Source organism: Tepidibacillus sp. LV47 (assembly GCF_048381575.1).
Lineage (GTDB): Bacteria > Bacillota > Bacilli > Tepidibacillales > Tepidibacillaceae > Tepidibacillus.
Map to the genome: position 1 here is coordinate 482733 of NZ_JBLWIF010000001.1, position 20571 is coordinate 503303.

General features: G+C 37.4%; 20 protein-coding genes. 5 read left to right on the top strand and 15 right to left on the bottom strand.

Going from position 1 to position 20571, the window contains the following annotated elements; all coding sequences use genetic code 11:
- Positions 1–5: 5 nt before the first annotated feature.
- The 5 genes from ACMW72_RS02355 to ACMW72_RS02375 form a co-directional block, all read right to left on the bottom strand.
- On the bottom strand, positions 6–3566 hold the full coding sequence (locus ACMW72_RS02355) for a UvrD-helicase domain-containing protein (protein ID WP_418367218.1): 3561 nt from the start codon (positions 3564–3566) through the stop codon (positions 6–8).
- Positions 3566–6817, bottom strand: a complete 3252-nt coding sequence (locus tag ACMW72_RS02360; RefSeq protein ID WP_418367219.1) for a PD-(D/E)XK nuclease family protein — start codon at positions 6815–6817, stop codon at positions 3566–3568. Before ACMW72_RS02360 ends, ACMW72_RS02355 begins: the two co-directional genes overlap by 1 nt.
- Positions 6818–6954: 137 nt before the next feature.
- Positions 6955–7188: a small, acid-soluble spore protein, alpha/beta type gene (locus ACMW72_RS02365; protein ID WP_418367220.1), complete on the bottom strand. Its 234-nt coding sequence runs from the start codon at positions 7186–7188 to the stop codon at positions 6955–6957.
- Positions 7189–7268: 80 nt separating this feature from the next.
- Positions 7269–8375, bottom strand: a complete 1107-nt coding sequence (locus ACMW72_RS02370; RefSeq protein ID WP_418367221.1) for a M24 family metallopeptidase — start codon at positions 8373–8375, stop codon at positions 7269–7271.
- Between the two features lie 71 nt (positions 8376–8446).
- The gene (locus ACMW72_RS02375) at positions 8447–8782 is read right to left on the bottom strand and encodes a hypothetical protein (RefSeq protein ID WP_418367222.1); all 336 of its coding nucleotides are present in this window, start codon (positions 8780–8782) and stop codon (positions 8447–8449) included.
- 179 nt (positions 8783–8961) lie between these two features.
- Here ACMW72_RS02375 and ACMW72_RS02380 point away from each other — a divergent pair, with 179 nt between their 5' ends.
- The 4 genes from ACMW72_RS02380 (at position 8962) to ACMW72_RS02395 (ending at position 10839) form a co-directional block, all read left to right on the top strand.
- Positions 8962–9123, top strand: a complete 162-nt coding sequence (locus ACMW72_RS02380) for a hypothetical protein (RefSeq protein ID WP_418367223.1) — start codon at positions 8962–8964, stop codon at positions 9121–9123.
- A complete protein-coding gene (locus tag ACMW72_RS02385; protein WP_418367224.1) occupies positions 9116–9328 on the top strand; it encodes a hypothetical protein in 213 nt (70 codons plus the stop codon). The genes ACMW72_RS02380 and ACMW72_RS02385 overlap by 8 nt, the downstream gene beginning before the upstream one ends.
- A 176-nt stretch (positions 9329–9504) precedes the next feature.
- A complete protein-coding gene (locus ACMW72_RS02390; protein WP_418367225.1) occupies positions 9505–10071 on the top strand; it encodes a hypothetical protein in 567 nt (188 codons plus the stop codon).
- A 315-nt stretch (positions 10072–10386) separates the two neighbouring features.
- Positions 10387–10839 (top strand): S-ribosylhomocysteine lyase, encoded by a 453-nt coding sequence (locus tag ACMW72_RS02395; protein WP_418367382.1) that lies wholly within the window; start codon positions 10387–10389, stop codon positions 10837–10839.
- A gap of 47 nt (positions 10840–10886) precedes the next feature.
- On the opposite strand, the gene ACMW72_RS02400 is transcribed toward ACMW72_RS02395, so the two are convergent.
- Positions 10887–11798 (bottom strand): DMT family transporter, encoded by a 912-nt coding sequence (locus ACMW72_RS02400; RefSeq protein WP_418367226.1) that lies wholly within the window; start codon positions 11796–11798, stop codon positions 10887–10889.
- 322 nt (positions 11799–12120) lie between these two features.
- Entirely contained in the window at positions 12121–12363 is a 243-nt protein-coding gene (locus tag ACMW72_RS02405; protein WP_418367227.1) for an SHOCT domain-containing protein, read from the bottom strand.
- 180 nt (positions 12364–12543) lie between these two features.
- Here ACMW72_RS02405 and ACMW72_RS02410 point away from each other — a divergent pair, with 180 nt between their 5' ends.
- Positions 12544–12936: a hypothetical protein gene (locus tag ACMW72_RS02410; protein WP_418367228.1), complete on the top strand. Its 393-nt coding sequence runs from the start codon at positions 12544–12546 to the stop codon at positions 12934–12936.
- Positions 12937–12979: 43 nt separating this feature from the next.
- Here ACMW72_RS02410 and ACMW72_RS02415 read toward each other — a convergent pair whose 3' ends face one another.
- Genes ACMW72_RS02415 through cobT form a run of 8 tightly spaced genes read right to left on the bottom strand, consistent with a single transcriptional unit; the run spans position 12980 to position 20560 of the window.
- A complete protein-coding gene (locus tag ACMW72_RS02415; protein WP_418367229.1) occupies positions 12980–13981 on the bottom strand; it encodes an ABC transporter substrate-binding protein in 1002 nt (333 codons plus the stop codon).
- Between the two features lie 26 nt (positions 13982–14007).
- On the bottom strand, positions 14008–15504 hold the full coding sequence (locus ACMW72_RS02420; protein WP_418367230.1) for a cobyric acid synthase: 1497 nt from the start codon (positions 15502–15504) through the stop codon (positions 14008–14010).
- Entirely contained in the window at positions 15497–16093 is a 597-nt protein-coding gene (locus ACMW72_RS02425; protein WP_418367231.1) for a histidine phosphatase family protein, read from the bottom strand. Before ACMW72_RS02425 ends, ACMW72_RS02420 begins: the two co-directional genes overlap by 8 nt.
- Before the next feature lie 3 nt (positions 16094–16096).
- Positions 16097–16849, bottom strand: coding sequence for an adenosylcobinamide-GDP ribazoletransferase (gene cobS / locus ACMW72_RS02430; RefSeq protein WP_418367383.1), 753 nt, complete (start codon positions 16847–16849; stop codon positions 16097–16099).
- Complete coding sequence (gene cobU / locus ACMW72_RS02435) at positions 16837–17442, bottom strand: bifunctional adenosylcobinamide kinase/adenosylcobinamide-phosphate guanylyltransferase (RefSeq protein WP_418367232.1); 606 nt, start codon at positions 17440–17442, stop codon at positions 16837–16839. The genes cobS and cobU overlap by 13 nt, the downstream gene beginning before the upstream one ends.
- Positions 17423–18505 carry a pyridoxal phosphate-dependent aminotransferase gene (locus ACMW72_RS02440; RefSeq protein WP_418367233.1) on the bottom strand — a complete coding sequence of 361 codons (1083 nt, stop codon included), beginning with the start codon at positions 18503–18505 and terminating at the stop codon, positions 17423–17425. The genes cobU and ACMW72_RS02440 overlap by 20 nt, the downstream gene beginning before the upstream one ends.
- Complete coding sequence (locus ACMW72_RS02445) at positions 18502–19482, bottom strand: cobalamin biosynthesis protein (RefSeq protein WP_418367234.1); 981 nt, start codon at positions 19480–19482, stop codon at positions 18502–18504. The genes ACMW72_RS02440 and ACMW72_RS02445 overlap by 4 nt, the downstream gene beginning before the upstream one ends.
- Before the next feature lie 16 nt (positions 19483–19498).
- Positions 19499–20560: a nicotinate-nucleotide--dimethylbenzimidazole phosphoribosyltransferase gene (cobT, locus tag ACMW72_RS02450; RefSeq protein WP_418367235.1), complete on the bottom strand. Its 1062-nt coding sequence runs from the start codon at positions 20558–20560 to the stop codon at positions 19499–19501.
- Positions 20561–20571 lie beyond the last annotated feature (11 nt).

The window sequence follows — 20571 nt, forward strand, 5'->3', positions numbered from 1 at the left end:
ACTCCTTATTCTCCTTGGCAAAGGTTTTTAAAGGCACAGAAATAACAATGGTTTTTATTTTTGGGGAAATCTTCGATTTGCTTTGAATGGTTTATCTTTAGTAATATCTTTTCCAATTTTTCTTCCCAAGCCTCTAAAGTGTTTAAATCAATAGGGATGGTTTCAATTTTATTATGGCGAATATAATAAAGTTTTCCTTCTTTTGGGATTTTATTTAAATGTTTATTCATCGCCAAAGCATAAGTTAAAATTTGTGCTCGATAAAGTTCAATATCGATATTTTTGTCGGTTTTGTAATCGACAATAGTAACTGTTCCATCTATATTGAATTCCAATCGATCGATGGTACCCGTAACTTGACCATTTTTAAGTGAGAAGCAAAAATCATACTCTGTCCAAATTTCTCCATCCTTTTTTCCATAAAAAGGACTATTCTGAAAAGAGTGGACATAATCCTTCATTTGTATTAAAAATGATTCCCATTCCTCTTTTTTAACTTTTGATCCTTCATAACCCTGAGTTGTCAAGGCTGCTTCCGTAATCTGTTGCCAATCGTGAATTAGGTTAGGAAATAGAGTTAATTGTTCGAAGACATAATGTACAATCGTACCTTTTAAACTGGACGTGAGGGATACTGATTGAATCTCTTCTACCTTTTCTTCTTCATACCACACATCTGTCTCCTGATCTGTCAACCAACCCATTACTCGGTGAAGGGATAACCGATCTGTAAAATAATAATATCGGGGACATTGTTCATATCGTTTAATGGCAGAAACAGAATACACATTTAAATCTGGTGATAACGTTAATGGTTTGGTATAATCAACCAATTCTTCTTGTTCTGCTATTGCTTCTTGTTCCAGCTCTAACCCTTCAATATTCGCTTCATCTTTCGTTTCAACTACAGTAAGATTTTCTTCCGCATCCTTTTTAAGATGTTGGTTCATCACCTGGATGTGGGCTGTTTCTCCATTGTTTAGTACATATGGCCATTTTTTTTCTTCAATTGAGATGTTCTCAAAATGAAATACAACATCAAGCCATTTATTCCAAGTCGTTTCCTTAAAGACAATATCCATAAGATCCTCTTTATTTTTCGCTTCTTCCACTTTTCCCGATAAGAAAAGTTTCTTTTTAGCCCGGGTCATGGCGACATAAAGAACTCTTGCTGATTCTTCCCGTTCTAATTTTTTTTCTTTTTCGCGTATGGCATAATAGTGAATCGATTCAGTAAAGCCTTGGTCTTCAATGGGAACTTTCGTTGTTAAACCAAACTCTGTATCAAAGTGAATGAGGGAGTCATCAGCTTTTGGTTTTCTAGCCAAATCAGGAACGAAAACAAAGGGAAATTCAAGTCCTTTTGCTTGATGAATGGTCATCAATTTCACCGTATTTCCCTTTTCCGATTCAATAGCAGCTTCTGTTTCTTCATCCCCATCTTCCAAGAGACGATCGAACCTCGTTAAAAATAGATCAAGGGAATAAGGGTTTTCACCTTTAAAATCCTCAATAAAACGAATGAATTTGTCTATGTTTGCTACTCTTTGTCTCCCTTGAGGAAATGAGAGAAGAATTGCCTTATAATAGGTTTCATCGATGATCTGACGAACCAACTCGGAAACCTTGATTCTGTAGGCCTTCCCCTTAATTCGCTGGAACCAATCGATGAAATGCTTCAGCTTTTCTTTTTCTTTTTCTTCGATTTCATCGAAAAATTGAGGCCAACTGGAGATGGGCTTAGGATCTAATCGGGTCATAACCCAATATAATGTCTCATCCTTAATCCCTACCATTGGTGAACGCAAAATTCCAGCAAAAGCGATTTTATTTGATGGATCGTGAAGATATTGCAATACATGAATAAGATCATGAATCTCTTGCTTTTGGTAAAAACCGCGCCCTCCCACCACATAGTAGGGAATCCTTCGCTTTAACAACGCTTGTTCATAGGTTTTAATATCTGACATTGCCCGAAATAAAATCGTGATCTCCCCAGCTTGAACTCCTTGACTTAATAACTGTTCAATCCGCAAGGAAACGGCGTCTGCTTCTTTTTCCCTTACTGATTCCTCATCTTCTTGATCATGATAGATGGGAATAAATTCGATGGGGTTTTCTATCCACTCTACTTTTCCTTTGGCAATTGCATCTTTGTAATAGTTAGGAGAATCAGGATCGTTTGACATAATCTTTTGAAAAAAGTGGTTCACAAATTGGATAATCTCTGGATGAGAGCGAAAATTATATTGCAAGGGTGCAACCCGTCCGTTCATCTCCTTGATCTCTTTTTCCATCTCCTTAAATACATGAACGTCCGCACCACGAAAACGATAAATGGACTGTTTTGGATCCCCTACCACAAATAATCGACCAGGTTCAATTTTGCCTTTTTCATTTTTTAATAATAGATCAATCAATGTTTTTTGAACTTGATTGTTATCTTGAAACTCATCGATCATGAAATAAGTATAGCGTTTGTAAAGTTTCCTTCTTATTTCTTCATTTTCTGACAAAAGCTTGACCACCTTTAATTGCAGATCATCAAAGTCAAGTCCATTTAACCGTTCTTTTTCCTCATTGATCTTTTGCTCGATTCGTTCTAATAAGGGATAAAAGTGTTCAAGAACGTCTTTTTCTATTTCCAAATATTTAACTCTTTGTAATTGTTCAAGCATATCCTTTGCCAATTGATTGGCTAGACTTCTTCGCTCTTTTATTTCCCCTTTTCCTAGATTTCCTTTGGTTAATTGAACCATATCCTCTACGAAAGACTCGAGGTTTTTTCCTTGATCCTTTGCCTGAAGTAACGACTCTTTTAAATGAGGCCATTTATCTTGAAAGATGTTAAAATTTTTGTTTCCTCTTTCTGAATCCCCATAATAAAGAGCTTCTCCTGCCTGAATCATTCTTTCAAACCCTATTAACCAATCATAAGGAGACTTTTGCCATTGTTCTTCTGTTAATTGACGAATCTGTTGAAGGGAGTGACCAGAGTTTTTTACTTGTTGGTAAACCTTTGCAATTTGTTTGACCCCTCGATCAAATCCTGCTGCCATAACCCATTGGTAAAGAGGAGAGATGCCTTTTTGATGTTCTTCTTCCAATTGTTTCTTTAGTTCTTTTTTCACAATATCAACTAGTAACCATCTTATTTGGGTTTCATCTAAAACTTGGAATTCGGGATCAATCTTGGCCTCAATAGGAAACTCACGCAAAATCTTGGCAGAAAAAGAATGGATCGTGGAAATGTTCGCCCGTTCTAAACGCTGGATATTTTCTTGCCAAAGATCTGCTTGTTGAAAATCTTGGTGATGAAGAGCATCATCTCTTCTATCGATCAATTCCTTACGAATCCGTTCTTTCATTTCTTTTGCAGCTTTTTCCGTAAACGTAATGGCCACGATTCTTTCAAGCATATGGGGAATATGTTGAAAATCTTCGAGAATCTTGACATATCGTTCTACTAGAACTCTTGTCTTACCCGATCCTGCTCCTGCTGGAACAATACAATTCACATTTAAGGTATCGACTGCATAAGCTTGTTCTTCGGTTAAAGGAAACATTACGATGAATCCCCCTCTCTTGCAAGAAGTTTGCGCTTGATTCGCTCATGATCTTTTCGGCAAATATATTGATAAGGGCAATAAAGAGGACATTCCATGCTGGGCAATACAGCAAAGTCTCCCTTTTCTAATTGGTTAAGGAGTTCTTCGATTCGTTCTTTCACCTCTTCAAGCCATATTTTCCATTCCTTTTCTTCTACATGTGACTTCATTTGTTTGGATAAACCCAAATGTTCAAGCCATTCCCTTTTCCACAAACCTTTGTTCCGATTATCGGTTGGCTTTTCCCCTAAACGTTTTTCACCTTTTGTATAAAAGGCTGCACCTACAGCTTGATCGAGATTTAACCCTAATAATGTTTCTAACACGAATAAATATAGAGGCAATTGCAGATGATTAGCTTCTTTTATTTCTTTAGGGTTTGGAACTTGCCCTGATTTATAGTCATAAACGACAAACTGACCATCTTCATTCATATCCACCCGGTCAATTTTTCCCCTTAATAACAAATTTCGTTCCCGCAGCTTTACTTTTGCATAATCAGGAATCGAAGCAGAGTCGACTTCCCCTTGTCGTAACATTTCATCCTTAAGAGGCATACCAAAAGAGAACTCTAAGAATTGAGGATAAAAATAAGAACTGCTTTTTGCCCGCCACTGGATTTCATGTTCTAGGATTTGCTTCACATCTTGCAGAATTCGTTTGCGGTCTAATTCCGTCAGAACAGGGTCAAGAAAACGTAAGTCTTGCTTCTTTAACCTTTGCCATTCTTCTTCAGCAATATCCAACAACCATTGCTGATACATGTATTCATGTTCAGGTAAAAATTTTTCTTCTTTTTCTTTGCGGAAACGCTCGAAAAACTGTTGCAAAATCCGATGAAATAAATCCCCTTTTTCGATGGCTGTGAGGCTTTCTTCTTGTTCTTCCCACTGGGATAGTTTTAAAAGATGGGTAGCAAAATAAGAAAAACGACAAAGATTGGCTTCATTTAATTGGGTCGTACTCCAAATCTTCTTCGTCAACTGTTCTTTCACTTCACTAAGCAACTTAGGGTTTTGCAAAATCCCATCATAAGGAGAATTCAGTTCATCTCTGGCATATTCCCCTTGAATGCCCCGGTCAATCGCTTGAAAGACATGTGAATTTTTTTTGAGGTAGTGTTTTTTCCTCAATCTTGCTTCTTTACGAGAAGGTTCTAATCCTTGGTAAAGTTCGTAATAAATTTTATCCACCATTTGTTTAAAAGACGTACAATTTTCCCAACTACTTGGAATTACTTCGGAAAGATCTTGTTGTCTAAAATCGATGGTCTCTTTTTGAAAAAGCTCCAGCACCTCATCGATAAAAAAGGATCGTAATTGTTCTTTTCCTTCTTCTGTTTTTGCCGAATAAACCAAATAAATTTGCTCGGTTGCAGCAGTGATACTTTGGAAAAACTGATATCTTTGTTGTTTCTCATACTCATGAGATAAGGTTAAATAAACACCATATTGGCGTAATTCTCGTCTTTTGTCATCAGGCATCAGCCAGTCATTTTTGATCGCCCTTGGAAATTCCCCTTCAACAAGTCCTACAATAAAAACAACTTGAAATTGTCTGCCCCGGATCTGACTAGGCTTCAAAATATGAATTCCCGCTGTTTTTCCTTGACTGTAATCATAGATGTTATGTTCACAAGCCAAAATTAAGGATTGAAGCCAATCCCAAAATGGGATTTTTTCGTCAGAATCTAAAAATTGATCCATCTCGGCGATTTCATCGAGAACAACGTTAAGCTGCTCATAGGCAATAAGATCACGAAAAGCTGCTTCTTCTGTAGGGTTTTGAATGAAAAATTCTTTGATCTTTTCTCTAATCCCCAGTGTTCGCTCGATCTTTTGCAAATATTGAACAAATTGTTGATTTGATCCTTTCTTCGGAAGATGCTCTTGTAGATCAAAGATCTCTTGCATCACTTCATCGTAAATGATTAGCTTCTCCCGTTTTTCTTCATTTCGTTCTAGATATTTTGCAAAACGTTCATTCCAAGAAGCACGATTCATGGGATACCCACATTCGCGAAAGAGCATCATCCATTGATAGGGATTCATTTTGGTTCTCCATTTGAAATAAGGACTTAACATAAAAGTAAGCCAATTTTCTTTTTGTCCATTTAATGCTTTCAACAAGGAAATGATTGCTTGGATGATTGGATTTTGAATTAAGGGTTCTTTTTTGTAAAGGCGAATAGGAATACCTGAATCTTTCATCACTCGTTTTAATGAGTCTTCATACCGTTCAAGTTGGGGAATGATGATGGCGATCTCTTCAATAGGTATATGTTGCTTCCAAACCAGCGATTTTATCTCCGATGCAATCATCTCTAATTCTTTCTGGATTCCTGTAACTTCAAACAAATGAATGTTGAAATGGGCACTTTCCTTCTTCGGAAACTTCGAAAAGAGAGATTGATGCAATTGTTGAATCGTTTGGTTTAAGGGTTTTTCCTTTTCTTTAATCAATACTTTCTCAAGCTCAAAGTTTAAATCCTGCAAATAACGGATCGTATTGTTTGTTAACTGAAATAAATCAGGTCGTTTCTCATCAATGGCAAGATGGATCAGAATATCCAATCCTAAATCGCCTATTTTATTCAGAACATTCATTTGTAATGGTGAAAAATCATAAAATTGATCGGTTACAATTCCCTGATAATGAACCAATCGAGTCTCTTCGATCCTTTGATAAAGGAATTTAAAATAAGGCTCTTCATGATCGATTAATGAAAAATGTTGTAATAAATCATGATAGGCTTGATAAATCCAAACTAATTCTTGGTATTTTTGCGGATGATCCTGCCAAAAAAGAGCCAGTTGATCGGGTGTAACACTTGCCCGCCTGATTTCCCCTAACCAAATTTCTACTTGGTTCAACCAGCCATTTTTATGTATGGAATCACGAAAGTATTGAAAACCCTTTTCTTTATTTACTTTTGCAACGGCTTTTTTTACTATTAACTCTTGTTTAGACGGAGTTAACATTTTTTTTGTATGATGGGAAGTAAACATTCTCATCATCTGATCAAATGTCATTACGTCAATCATCCGTACAAAACGGGGTTTAAATTGATCGATGACTTCTTTTACATGAAAAAATAAGGAATGGCTTGGGATAAGGTAAATCCACTTTTTATTCGTATTTGTCAACGGTAAGGAATAAAATCCGGTTCCTAAGGGAATATATGTATCATATTGAAAAACCTTCTTCATTCTAATCCCTTCTTTAATCGATACTCTCTTTTTATGCTATCATAACTATTCCTATATGGGGAATGATAAAAAAACAGGAAAGGCAGTGGAATCAACCACTGCCTTGTCATAGACCAATGATTTAGTTTTGCTGTAAATTAGCGTGTCATACCTGTTTGTCCTGCTAATTGTTGTTCAGCCATTTGAACGAGACGGCGGGTAATATGACCTCCAATCGCACCGTTATCACGGGAAGCGATGAAGCCCATGTATCCATCAGCAGGGATTTGGATACCTAACTCTTGAGCGATTTCGAATTTCATTTGATCAAGAGCTTGAGCTGCTTGAGGAACTACTAACCAGTTGCTAGAACGTTCTTGTCCTTTTGCCATCTGCTATCACCTCCTTGAGTGGTGTATGTATAATATTTGTAGAAAAGATGACATCCATACACCAATTGAGTTGGTAATTTTTACTTTCCGATTTGCAATAACTCTTTGGTAAATGTGGTCAAAACGTGAACACCATTGTCCGTAACCACAACATCATCTTCGATTCGGACTCCCCCGATTTGTGGCAGATAGATCCCTGGTTCAATCGTAAAAACCATCCCTTGTTTTATGATTTCTTCATTTTTCTCGTGTATGGAAGGAGATTCATGAATATCTAGCCCTAAACCATGACCTGTTCGATGGATAAAATACTCCCCGTAACCTGCTTTAGAAATATATTCTCTTGCTGTTAGATCAACTTGTTTAATTGGGATATTGGGTTTAACGGTTTCAATAGCAAGCTGCTGTGCTTGTCTAACAATTGTATAAATTTTCCTTTGTTCTTCGGATGGATTTCCCATTATGACTGTACGGGAAATATCTGAACAATATCCATTAACAACAACTCCTAAATCAAATAAAACAAAATCTCCTTCCTGAATCTTATCTTTCCCCGGTTTTCCATGAGGTAATGCAGATTTTTTTCCTGTAAGAACCATTGTGTCAAAGGACATTCGTTCAATTCCTTGCTTTTTTAATTGATATTCGATTTCTGCAATAATTTCCAATTCACTTTTGCCACTTTGCAGAGATTGAATGCCAATTTCCACAGCCCGATCAGCAAAATAAGCAGCTTCTTGAAGGGATTTTATCTCTGTTTCATCTTTAATCAATCGTAATTCGTTAAAACCTGATTCTAAATTGAGAAAGTTTTCGATCTGAAGCAGTCTTTGCAACCATAAAACAGTTTTGTAATTGATATTTCCTTGTTCAATTCCCAAGCGAGTGTTGTGACTGACTTGAATATGTTTACGTATGATTCCATCTGGTCCTTCAGCATCAGAAAAACCGAACACATGAGTCAAATTACTTTTTTCTATTGCTTGCTTTTGATCCAATTCTGGTACAATCAATAACAAATCTCCCGTTAGTGATAAAAACAATCCCATAAAACGTTCATGGGGATTGGAATAAAAGCCAGTTAGATAATAAATATTGGTTGGTGATGTAACAAGAGCCAGATCGATTTGCTCTCTTTTCATCCAATTCATAAAGCGCTCGATTCTTTTATCCAATCTTTTATCCATTGAATCTAATTCCTCCTCTTTTCATTTTAATCCTGCTCAATTTTGGTAAATTGAAAGAGCAACTATTTCCATTATAAAGCTTTAAAAACATGTAACAAACTAATAAAAAGCAATAGGATCCAACTAATACTTTTAAAAACTTTTCTTGCTGCTTTATCTTCAATTCCCTTATTTTCACCTGCACCAATAAAAGTAAAAATTAATCCAAAAAATAAAATCCCTGAAATTAAGGACCGAGATAAAGAAATTGGTTCTAAAGACCTCCACTTTGCAAACCCATGAATCAGTGCAGAAATCAATAAAGACCAGTTTAAGATTTGTTTAAAATTTGCGTGGATGTGTATTTTTTTAAACGGATTATCAAGCACCAGTAAAATGAGAAACAAACAATACACCAAATAAGCCATGATTTCACTCCTAAATTTCATTTTTGACTTTTGCAAAATCAGACAAAAAAACAACCCATCTTTAGAAATATGACTTTTTCCTACAAGGAATTCATGAAATTGAGTCGATATTCATGTTTATTTTTGCAAAAAGACGTGGTAATATAATTCTTGCACGAGTCAAAGAGGGGGGTAAAGAAATGGCATTTAGTTCTCAATCCATTCCAGCCTATCTTGATGAGTTCCGATCGATGAAATTAGATAACATGATTCGCGATGTAAAAAAAATGACTCCAGAAGAACTGATAAAGATTAAAAAAGAAATTGAAAAACTATTAGTGCTAGAGGAAAGCAATGAATGAGTTGATTCTGAAGTCATTGATACATATTTATAAACAATTAGACGAGACAAAATTATTATTAGAAGACGTGATTAATCAGCTTGGAGTGGAGCAAATTAATCATAAACCCCTGCCGCAAGATATTCAGCATTTGGTCGATGTCGCACTAGAGTTAACACCTGAGCAGCGAAAAACACTGATGAGATTTATCGAATCATTAAAATAGATAAACACCAGCCTAATAATAGGCTGGTTTATTTATTTCAATTCTATTTATTTATAGACTACTCCTTTATTCCGAATAAAAACTTGCTTACGAAAAATAGATATTTGCCATATTTCAACCCGAAAGTACAATGCATACTTTAATATTGAACTTTAAAAGCTAAAGGAGGTTACATTTTGGCCAGAAATCATTTTTTTGATATGTTACGACAATTAGGACAAAATAAAGGCCGAGTTGGAAGACCAAGAGGACCTATGTCAAAAAGAAGGGGAAGAAGGCCACGGGGAGGCGGCCCTGGTGGTCCCGGTGGTCCTAGTCCTGGATTTGGTCCTCCTCCTGGTGCCCCTGGTGAGTTCGGCCCCGACGGTCCTGGTCCCGGATTTGGCCCTCCTCTAGATGGACCTGGTGGTTTCGGTCCCGGTGGTCCTGGTCCTGGATTTGGTCCTCCTCCTGGTGGCCCTGGTGAATTCGGCCCCGGTGGTCCTGGTCCTGGATTTGGTCCACGGGGGCCTGGAGGTTTTGGTCCTGGACCTGGTGGCTTTGGTCCTCATCCTGAAGGCTTTGATCCTGCTTCAAGTGGTCCAAGACCTTACCCTCATGATTTTGGCCCCGATCCTAGTGTTCTTGGTCCTTATCCTGATGGATTTCCTCCTGGCCCTAATGGTTTTGGCCCTGGCGATCCAGACGGACATTCACTTATGGGATTCCCACCAAAACCAGATGATGAAGACGATGAAAGGTAAAGAAAATCCCTCTCCAATTTTTGGAGAGGGATTTTCCTTATAATAAGAGGGGGTTTTTAAAAGCTTGCTTATTTTTTCCTTTTCTATTTATCACTATAATTATCGATTATTAAAAAAGAATTAGAGGAATGTAAATTTTTTGTAAAAAGTCCGATCGTGAGGAATAAATTATTGTTTGCATTTTGTTTAGTAAATAATGTAGGAGAAAAATAACATAATTGAATTACACCATCTATTGTGCTAATTTAAAACCAACGAAAAATTAAAAAGAGATCATCTAGCAATGAGAAAGGAGTGGATCATTTGAGCGAGAAAATGAATGTGGAAAGTTTTAACCTGGATCACACAAAAGTTAAAGCCCCTTATGTTCGTTTAGCCGATGTAAAAAAAGGGATACACGGTGATGAAATCTACAAATATGACTTACGTTTTTGCCAACCAAACAAAGAGTTTATGGATATGCCCTCCCTTCATTCATTAGAACATTTACTCGCCGAAAACATACGAAATCACTTAGATTCAGTTATTGATTTAAGCCCAATGGGTTGCCAAACAGGATTTTATTTAACGGTACTCAATCATTCCAATTATGAAGAAATTTTGGATGCTTTAGAGAAAACATTACAAGATGTTTTACATGCGACAGAAGTACCTGCAGCCAATGAAATTCAATGTGGAAACGCAAAAAGCCATAGTCTTGAAGGGGCTAAAAAAATAGCAAGGAAAGTCCTTGCCCAAAGGGAAAAATGGGATCAAGTTTTTGCATGAATTTTCATCGTATAAGAAAGCGACTGTATGCAGACACAGTCGCTTTTTTATGCAGATATATTTACCTCTTTATTCTTTTCAGTCTGCTTAGAATTGCTTTTTAATGTAAAAATATAAACTCCAGTAATCACGAATAACGTTCCAATCATTTGTACAAAAGAAAAATGTTCATTTAATAACACATATGCAAAGATAGCGGTAAAGATCGGATTAAAATTTAAAAACATTCCTGATGTCGTTCCGCCAACCTTTTGCACACCAAGATTCCAAAAGACCATCCCAAGCACTGTCGCCCCTATACTTACATACCCTGTTGCCAACCAAAAAGAAACGTTTGGATTGGTAACTTTAAACGTAAACAAATTAAAGGGCAGCAAGATAAGAACCCCGAATATTCCTGCCCATAAGGTGGACATAAAGGGAGTAACTTGATTCATCACCTTTTTCCCAACAACTGAATAAAGGCCCCAAGCGCCAACCGCAGCTAGCATAAATAAATCTCCCGTATTAAAATAGAAGTTTTGAATTCTTTGCCAGTCTCCTTGAGAAATCACGACTAAGACACCGAGAAATGAAAGAACCATCCCTATTACCTGACGAAGACTCATTTTCTCTTTCAAAATAAAAAAAGAGGTAATAGCAATCGCGATTGGATTTAGGGCGGAAATCAGCCCTACATTATCTGCACTGGTTCTTTCCAATGCTAGAAACATAAAAATATTAAATAGATCAACCCCAGTCATTCCCATTAAGAACAATAAAAAAAGACTTTTTTTTGGCGGGAATAATCTTTTTTCTTTTACCCAAACAAAAGGAAGAAGAAAAAGAACAGCAATCATCCAACGAATCGACGTTAAAGTTAAAAATGAAGCATGACCGATTAGAAATTTTCCAGCTACAAAATTACCTGCCCATAACATACTTGTGAAAAGCAGTAGAACATAATAGATTTGTTTCATCTTAATCCCCTATCTATGTCTTCGTTGATATTGGAATATAGATTACACTATTTTTCATGATTTTAAAAGACTGGGATAGTATGAAATTTACTCATATAAAAAAGCGGCCTATTCGGCCACTTTATCAAGATTTTGCTATCATAGTTGGAAGTTGTTACTATTGGAAGATCCAACAGTTCCATGCATGCTTTCATAATGTTCTTTTAATTGTTCAATTGTTAAGTCAGGATGCATCTGTCACATGAGATAGCAATGCGGGAGCTAGAATTCCAATCAAAAGTTTCTTTTTCATTATCTTTTTTCCCCTTCTCGGGTTTTTAAATTAAAGTAAATTCTTCCTAATATTTTCATATTCTTCCGTTGTAATCTCACCTTTGGCAAGTCGTATTTTTGCGATCTCTAATGCTTCAGAGTTTGGAACGCTTTTTTGTACATATTGATGATGATTATTTTGACCTTTTACGATGAAATAGATAATCAAACCGATAATGATCAAACCTAAGAACATCATGCCAAATCCACCTCCTATTCCACAGCCTCCAATATAGCCAAATCCTGGACCCATAATGAACTCCTCCTTCTTATTTGATAGTTTGTACTTCCTTCTGGTTAATAATTTACAACTGATTTATGAAATTTTTATGGAGAAGAGAAAAAATCGCTTTTTATTCCTTGCATTCTAAAAATAAATGATGTATACTTTTGTATACAAAAGTATATTTTTATTTTTAAAGGAGGACATAACATGTTTCATCAAAAATGGGGAAGAGGGCCTTTTCATGGATTTGGTTATAGGATGATGATGCCGTTTGAACGAGGAGGTGGAATGAGACATCATTATTATTGTGGCCGTGAAGAAATGCCTGAGATATTCCGTAAGCGTACAATGGCGCAAACGTTTCGTAGAGGGAAAATCTTAAACTTCTTAGAAAGAATGTTCATTCGCAGAAATACATTGAAGCGCCAATTAGAACAAGAAGAATATAAAGCGATTCATCCAGAAATTCGCGGCGAGTTAAAAGCTCTTGAAATGGTGATTGATGAATTTATTCAAGAATTTGATTTAGAAGAGGTTTATGGGTCGATGACTTCTCAAAAAAGCGTTGATGATAAAGAAAAACAAAGAGATAGCGAGTAAAATGGTAAAAGCCAGCACACATTTAGTGCTGGCTTAAAAATCTTTATTTCATTAAATCTGGATATAGCGCTTTTGCAATGCTTTCTAATCCATCAATGATCCGTGGCCCTGGGCGATTCACAAGATCACTATCAAGGTCAATCACTCGTTTATTTTTGATCGCATCAATGTTTTGCCAACCTTCTTTTTTCATGATGTTTGCTGCGGCATTCTTGTCATAATATCCATAAGTAGTAAGGATCACTTGCGGGTTGCTTTTAATGATTTTTTCTTCATTATATTGTACCCAACCTTGGTCTTCAACAATATTGATCCCACCAGCTTTTGTAATGAGTTCATCCATAAACGTACCTTTTCCCGGTGTGTATAAATCTGGAGAAACCGCTACAAACACACGTACTTTTTGCTCTGGTTTCAAAGCCGCTAGTTTCTCTTTTATCGATTTTTCCTTTTCCTTCATTTGCGAGATTACTTCTTTTGCTTGTTGTTGAGTATTGGTCACTAGACCTACTTTTTCAATCGTTTGATAGACTGCATCTAAACTTTGCGGATCAAATTGTAGAACAGGTATCTTTAATTCTCGAATTTTAGCTGTCAATTCTTTTTTGTTAAGAGACCCTAATAAAATTAAATCTGGTTTTAATTTGATAATTTGCTCAACGTTTGGATTTAAACCATCTTGAAAAACATATTCGACTTTTTTCTGAACATCTTTCGGATAGTTATCATACTTCGTAACCGCAACAACTTTCCCCTCTAACCCTAAAGCAAACAATGTTTCGGTCTGACTAGGTATTAAGGAGATAATCCGTCTCGGTTCTTTTGTGATCGTAACCTTTGTTCCTGTATCATCTGTAATGGTTAATGGGTAGGTTGTTTTTAATGTTTCTTCTTGTTTTTGAGCTTGATTTTGAATCGTTTGTTCTTGTGGTTTTGCAGCTTGTTGCCCACAGCCTGTAAGAACACCCAATAATAGTACAAATACACTTAACCAAAGCAAACTTTTTTTCATCAAACTTTTTTTCATCAAACTTTTTTTCAACATGTTCCACCTCTCCTTTGTTGATTAATTTATATATTTTGGAAAATCATATCGTTATCAAAGAATTGAATATGTTCTTTTCGAAGAGAATGGATGAACCACTCCTCTAAATTTGCAAACATCTCTTCTTTTCTTTTGGAAAAAGAGACTCTATCTTTTCTTGGTGGTAATCCATATTTCTCTCGTAGTCGTTCTAACCACTCATGTCGAAAATGATCGGAATCAAAGATTCCATGAATAAAAGTTCCCCAAACTGGCAAGTTCGGATGATGAAACCCTTCAAGAGTTCCATTTTCTAATAAAAACATTCCTTCTTGTTTTTCAGTCCATTCCACCATTCCCATATGAATTTCATAACCAAAAATAGGTAGCTTAGAATGAACCGTTTCTCCTTTTACCCGAATGGTTTTCTTTTCCTTCTCAAATCTTGTAACCATTGGGAAAAAGGCAAGCCCTTCTCGTGATAAAACATTTGATTCGATCAACTCTGGATCCAACAATTTCTCACCAAGCATTTGGTATCCGCCACATATGCCGACTAATTCTCGATTTTGTGCTACATGATCCAAAATTTTTTGTTGAAATCCAGATCTTTTTAAAAATTGAAGGTCTTCCATTGTATTTTTTGTCCCTGGCAAAATCACGACATGGGGATTACCAAACTCTTTCACATCGTTTATATAGCGAATTTGGACATCCTCTTCCAGTTCTAAGGGAATAAAATCGGTGTAATTCGATATATACGGGTACTTCACAACGACGATGTCTAAGTCCGCGTTTTCTTTTTCCTTTGGTTTTTGCTGTAAAGCCACCGAATCCTCTTCTTCCCATTCTGGTAATGGATGAAAGGGAAAAACAGCAAGGACTGGGATACCTGTGTACTTTTCAATCCACTCGATTCCCGATTGAAACAACTGAAGATCTCCACGAAATTTATTAATAAAGATTCCTTTCACCCTTTTTCGCTCTTCTTCTGTTAACAATTGCAGCGTTCCTACGATTTGAGCAAAAACACCTCCGCGATCAATATCAGCAACCAAAATCACATCTGCATTGGCCCACTCGGCGACCTTCATATTCACAATGTCCCGATCTTTTAAATTCATCTCAACAGGACTGCCTGCACCTTCAATGATGATCAAATCGTACTCCGCTTGTAGCTTCGCTAATGATTCCTGAACCACTTTTTTCAATTCTTCGTGTTTTGTCTCTCGATATTCTCGAAAATTCATTTGAGCGATCGGTTTGCCGCGAACAATGACTTGTGATGCATATGGATTGCTTGGTTTCAGTAGAATCGGATTCATATGTTCTGAGGCAACAATTCCAGCCGCATCGGCTTGCAAACCTTGGGCTCGGCCTATTTCTTTCCCATCTACTGTGATATAGGAATTTAAGGCCATATTTTGCGCTTTAAAGGGAGCAACAGAAACATTTCTTTGCGAAAAGTAACGACATAACGCTGTGACAATCCTACTTTTCCCGACATCAGAACCTGTACCCACAATCATTAAAGCCTTAGCCATCTTCAATTTCCCCTTCACCGACTTCTCTCATTTCTTTGTTCTGCCAATTCAGATAAAAAAGAGCTCCAGGTCGAACGTTTATTTCATAAAAAGACGTATGATGAATCATTGAATAAAGAGCTCGAATCGGACCTCCATGGGTGATGACAAGCATAGATTGACCAAGATTTTTCCCAACCCATTCATCAAGGAAAGAAACGATCCGTGTTTTTAACTGATGTAAGGTTTCTCCGTTTGGCGGTGAATTTTGCTCTGGATCATGAAGCCATTTAATAAACAACTCTTGTTGATTCTGGTACAACCAATCATAATCTTTCAATTCCCAATCGCCAAAATTCAGTTCTTTCAGCCGCTCATCCTGCATAATAGGAATATTCGTATTCAGTTGTTTACGAATGATCTGCATCGTCTCTATTGTCCTTTTCATTCCACTATGCACCATCATATCAACCCGGTGTTGTTGCAAGAAAGGAACCCATTTTCGGATCTCAACATCGTTATGATCTGACAACGACGGATCACTGTTTCCAAGCAATATTCCTTTTTCATTCCATTTTGTCCGTCCATGTCGGAGTAAATAAAAGTCCATGTTTCACCTCGATAACAGAACAAACATGAGCCAAAGCACCGTTTCTCCGCCTTCGATTAACCACCCATATACATCCCCTGTTAATCCCCCTAATTTTTTTGTAAAATATACGCCAAATAGAAAGACAAACCCCGTAATAAGGAGAAACATATATATCCCATAAGAGGTCAGCCAGAATAATGGCAGAATCCATAACAAAGTAAATAAGAAGGTTTTAAGAGTTAGGGCTTCTTTTAGCATCCTTCCCAACCCTTCCTTTCGCGCATAGGGAAAGAAAAAAACTGCCAATACGACACCAAAGCGAGCTAGTAAAGGGGAAACAAGGAGAACCTCCATAAAAAAGTTAGAATTGATACTATTCAAACTCGACGTTTTTAATGCAAATAAAATAACAAATCCGATTACCCCCATTGCCCCAACACGGCTATCTTTCATAATCGCAAGCATTTTTTCTTTATCTCGGCTACTCCCAATCCCATCAAAAACATCCATCCAACCATCTGCATGTAACCCTCCTGTTATCCATAAAAGGAAAGAAACCAATAGGATCGAATGGAAGTTCCTAGGAAACAAATCAGCCGTCATTTGATAAAAGAGGAAAAGGAAAAACCCAATGATCCAACCGACAGCTGGAAGGAAGAGAATCGAACGTTTCATCCTCTCTTGATCATAATGTATGGCATATGGAACAGGAATCCGGCTAAAATATTGGATTGCCATCCAAAACGAATCAATTTCATTGATTAATCGCCTAATTTTTGCATCACCCCTTTCTCATCGTCTTTGATCAACATTGGGATTCCCGCTACCACTAAATAAACTTGGTCCGCTACCTTTGCTAATTTTTGATTGGTCCAACCTAGCAAATCCTGATAGATTCGGCCTAAAACATTCATTTCAATCCCGCCAAAACCCACCTCATTCGTGACGAGGATCGCTTTGTGGTTCGTTTCTCTGAGGGCATGAATAAAGCGTTCGATTTGCTCTTCAACTTTTTTTACACCTTTTTCCGATTCCCACATTTCTTTTCCCATTGGATCTTTTTGCAAAAGAAGATTAGAAACCCACACCGTAACACAATCGAGTAAAGTGACAGTATCAGCTGAAGCCTTTTCATTTGGGGCGAAGTATTGATCAATCCATATTGGCTCTTCGATAACTTTCCAATTCGTTGGGCGATTTTTTTGATGATGGAGAATTCTTTTTCTCATTTCTTCATCTTTAGCTTCGGCAGTTGCAATATAACGAACTTGTCTTTCATATTGGCTGGCAAGAGATTGAGCAAAACTCGACTTACCACTTCTTACTCCGCCCGTAACCAAGATAATTTTAGCTTGAGGAAAGGACAAACTGTTTCAACTCCTTTAAAAGCTCAAGGTTTTCTTCCCGTGTTTTGATGGCCAGACGAATAAAATGATCATCTAGTCCTGGAAAAGAATGAGCCAAACGAATAGCGATTCTTTTTTTCTTCAACTCTTGTTCAAGTACACGTGCAGGAAAGGCAGTACGCACTAAATAGAAATTTGCAGAAGTTGGATAAATATGATACTTATCCATTTGTTTCATTTCTTGATAAAGCCATTCTCGTTCCTGTTGAACCCACGTTCGGGTTTCTTCGATAAATGAAATGTCATCAAGTAAAAGAATACCTATCTGTTGTGCTAAGGCGTTGACCGTCCATGGGTCTCGTATCAACTCCAGCGATTGAATCAACCACGAAGGCCCTACTGCATACCCTAAGCGAATTCCAGGAATGGAGTAAAATTTTGTCAAAGACCGTACTAAGATAAGTGGAGCTTCTTCGTGAAAAAGCTCTATCAGTCCTAACGGCTCATTTGTAAACTCAATAAACGACTCATCGACGACTAAAAAGGCCTGCCTATCTTTAACGAAGCGAATGACTTCTACCATTTCCTCTAAAGAAACCATTTGGCCTGTTGGGTTGTTCGGACGACAAATGTACAGTAAATCCCCTTTGGATATGATCTCTTTTAATTTTTCCAAGGGAAATAAAAACCGATCTCCCTCTCTCTGATAAAAGACACGTTCAATCAGAATGTTTGCTGCTTGTAATGATGCTTCATATTCGGAAAAAGTAGGATGAACAATGACCCCTCGGTTGACACGAAGAACTCTTGATAAGAGAAAGAAAAGTTCTGCTGCTCCATTTCCAATCACAACTTGTTCTTGATTCACTTTTAACTTTTTCGCGATTTGTTCCTTAAGATAATAGGCTTGTTCTACTGGGTATTTATGAATCCATGAATGATCTGATTTGTGAAAGAAATCCATAACGGAAGCTGGTGGTCCTAACGGATTGGTATTGATACTAAAATCCAATTCTGCCCAAGATTTACTTCCATGCTCCCTTTTACTCAATAAACGGATATGTTCCTGTATCCATTCTTTCACATCATCACCAACCTAACCGATAAATAAAGCGACCAGAAGATCAAAGTATACAAGCCAATGAAAATTCCACTTGCACCATATAACAACTGAATCGTTTGTTGAATATGCTCTACCTGAAGTGGTCTAAGGTTGTCACCCATATACGCCCTTTTTTTAGGTTGGCCAAAATAAACATTGACCCCTCCTAAGCGGATATGTAAAGCTCCTGCAACGCATGCTTCCGGTATTCCGCTGTTCGGACTTGGATGTAAATGTGCATCTCGCTGCCAAATAGAAAGGGACTTTTTCGCATCCAATTGTAACAACCAAGCCGCGAAGACGATGAGAACACCGGTGATCCTCGCTGGAATATAATTAAGTAGATCATCAAATCTTGCGGAAGCAAAGCCAAAATCACGATAACGTTGATTTTTATACCCGCACATCGAATCGAGTGTATTGGCCGCTCGATACGCCATCGCCAATGCAGGTCCTCCCAAAATCGCATAAAATAATGGAGAGATCACTGCATCCACAATATTTTCCGCTATGGTTTCAACGGTTGCCCGAATCACTTCCGATTCATCCATATGATCAGTATCCCGACTAACGATATAACCTACCTGTTTTTTCGCTTCTTCTAGTTCTTTTGTCTTTAATAAGGAGATCAGTTTTTTCCCTTCATCTGCCAATCCTTTCGTAGCAACTGTGGTTGAAATCATCCAAGCGCCAACCAGCCATGATAACCAATGATGAACCTGATTCATTACAAATAAAATGAGCCAAGCCAATCCATAACTACTGCCAACAATGAGAATGACTAAAATAATCCCTAATAATCGTTCTGAGAGATATGAACTAAACTGGCGTAAAAATGTTTCCATGTGGCTAATGGCATTGCCAATCAACACCACGGGATGTGTCAATCGCTTTGGATCACCAATCCACAAATCAATGAGAAATGCAATTATCACTTGCCAATAAAGATATTGGTCCATACTCGATCCTCTGGCGTTAGTTTTGAGAAACGATTTTATTTGCTACGTTTGCCTCTTCAAAGGTAGCCATTTCTTGAAATAGATGCTGAGCAGAACGAAGTATTGGAAGAGCTAGGATTGCACCTGTTCCTTCCCCTAATCGCAGGTTCAATTGTAATAATGGATAGATTTGCAACGCTTGTAGCATATGTCGATGTCCTGGTTCCTCAGATTGATGGGAAGCGATCATATAAAGTACACTCTTTGGTTCAATCTTTGCTGCAATCAATGCCGAAGCACCCGTATTAAAACCATCGAGCAGAATGGGAACTCGCTTATAAGCAGCAGCTAAAATCATCCCTGTCATCGCTGCAATTTCATATCCACCAAACGTAGCAAGAATCTCAATTGGATCATTAGATTGTAGGTTATGGAATTGTAATGCTTGTCGTATGATCTCTTTTTTATGTTGCCACTGATCTAAATTCAACCCAGTCCCCCGACCAACGACTTCATCAAGGGGTCTTTTTAATAATGAAGCTGCAATCGCTGCGCTCGATGTGGTATTTCCTATCCCCATTTCTCCAATTGCTAATCCTTTTGCGCCGTTTTCAACTTCCATCACTCCTAAATCAAATCCCACTTGGATCGCCTCTATTGCGTCTTGTTTGGTCATCGCTTTTTCTTTGAGAAAATTCCGTGTTCCTTGTCCAATTTTCTTCTGGATTAAGTGAGGATTATCGACGAAATCTTTCATTCCAACATCGACCACTTTTAACGATACATCGTGATGGCGTGTTAATACATTGATGGCTGCTCCACCGTGAAGAAAATTATGAACCATTTGCGTCGTCACTTCGGAAGGAAAAGCGGAAATCCCTTCTTCTGTTATTCCATGATCCCCTACAAAAACATAACTTGTAACTGGGTCTATATCAAAATGAATCGTCCGATATATTCCTGCTAATTGGATCGCTAAATCTTCTAACATTCCCAGACTACCCTGTGGTTTTGTTAATTGATCCAAATGGTTCTTTGCTTCTTTCATCACATTCGCATCTAATTGTTGTATCTGATCCATTGCTGTTTGCCAATTCATGTTCTTTCCTC

Coding starts and splice junctions, on each gene's coding strand:
- ACMW72_RS02355 (WP_418367218.1), bottom strand. CDS start 3,566: ATGTTTCCTTTAACCGAAGAACAAGCTTATGCAGTCGATACCTTAAAT.
- ACMW72_RS02360 (WP_418367219.1), bottom strand. CDS start 6,817: ATGAAGAAGGTTTTTCAATATGATACATATATTCCCTTAGGAACCGGA.
- ACMW72_RS02365 (WP_418367220.1), bottom strand. CDS start 7,188: ATGGCAAAAGGACAAGAACGTTCTAGCAACTGGTTAGTAGTTCCTCAA.
- ACMW72_RS02370 (WP_418367221.1), bottom strand. CDS start 8,375: ATGGATAAAAGATTGGATAAAAGAATCGAGCGCTTTATGAATTGGATG.
- ACMW72_RS02375 (WP_418367222.1), bottom strand. CDS start 8,782: ATGGCTTATTTGGTGTATTGTTTGTTTCTCATTTTACTGGTGCTTGAT.
- ACMW72_RS02380 (WP_418367223.1), top strand. CDS start 8,962: ATGGCATTTAGTTCTCAATCCATTCCAGCCTATCTTGATGAGTTCCGA.
- ACMW72_RS02385 (WP_418367224.1), top strand. CDS start 9,116: ATGAATGAGTTGATTCTGAAGTCATTGATACATATTTATAAACAATTA.
- ACMW72_RS02395 (WP_418367382.1), top strand. CDS start 10,387: ATGAATGTGGAAAGTTTTAACCTGGATCACACAAAAGTTAAAGCCCCT.
- ACMW72_RS02400 (WP_418367226.1), bottom strand. CDS start 11,798: ATGAAACAAATCTATTATGTTCTACTGCTTTTCACAAGTATGTTATGG.
- ACMW72_RS02405 (WP_418367227.1), bottom strand. CDS start 12,363: ATGGGTCCAGGATTTGGCTATATTGGAGGCTGTGGAATAGGAGGTGGA.
- ACMW72_RS02410 (WP_418367228.1), top strand. CDS start 12,544: ATGTTTCATCAAAAATGGGGAAGAGGGCCTTTTCATGGATTTGGTTAT.
- ACMW72_RS02415 (WP_418367229.1), bottom strand. CDS start 13,981: ATGTTGAAAAAAAGTTTGATGAAAAAAAGTTTGATGAAAAAAAGTTTG.
- ACMW72_RS02420 (WP_418367230.1), bottom strand. CDS start 15,504: ATGGCTAAGGCTTTAATGATTGTGGGTACAGGTTCTGATGTCGGGAAA.
- ACMW72_RS02425 (WP_418367231.1), bottom strand. CDS start 16,093: ATGGACTTTTATTTACTCCGACATGGACGGACAAAATGGAATGAAAAA.
- ACMW72_RS02445 (WP_418367234.1), bottom strand. CDS start 19,482: ATGGACCAATATCTTTATTGGCAAGTGATAATTGCATTTCTCATTGAT.
- cobT (WP_418367235.1), bottom strand. CDS start 20,560: ATGAATTGGCAAACAGCAATGGATCAGATACAACAATTAGATGCGAAT.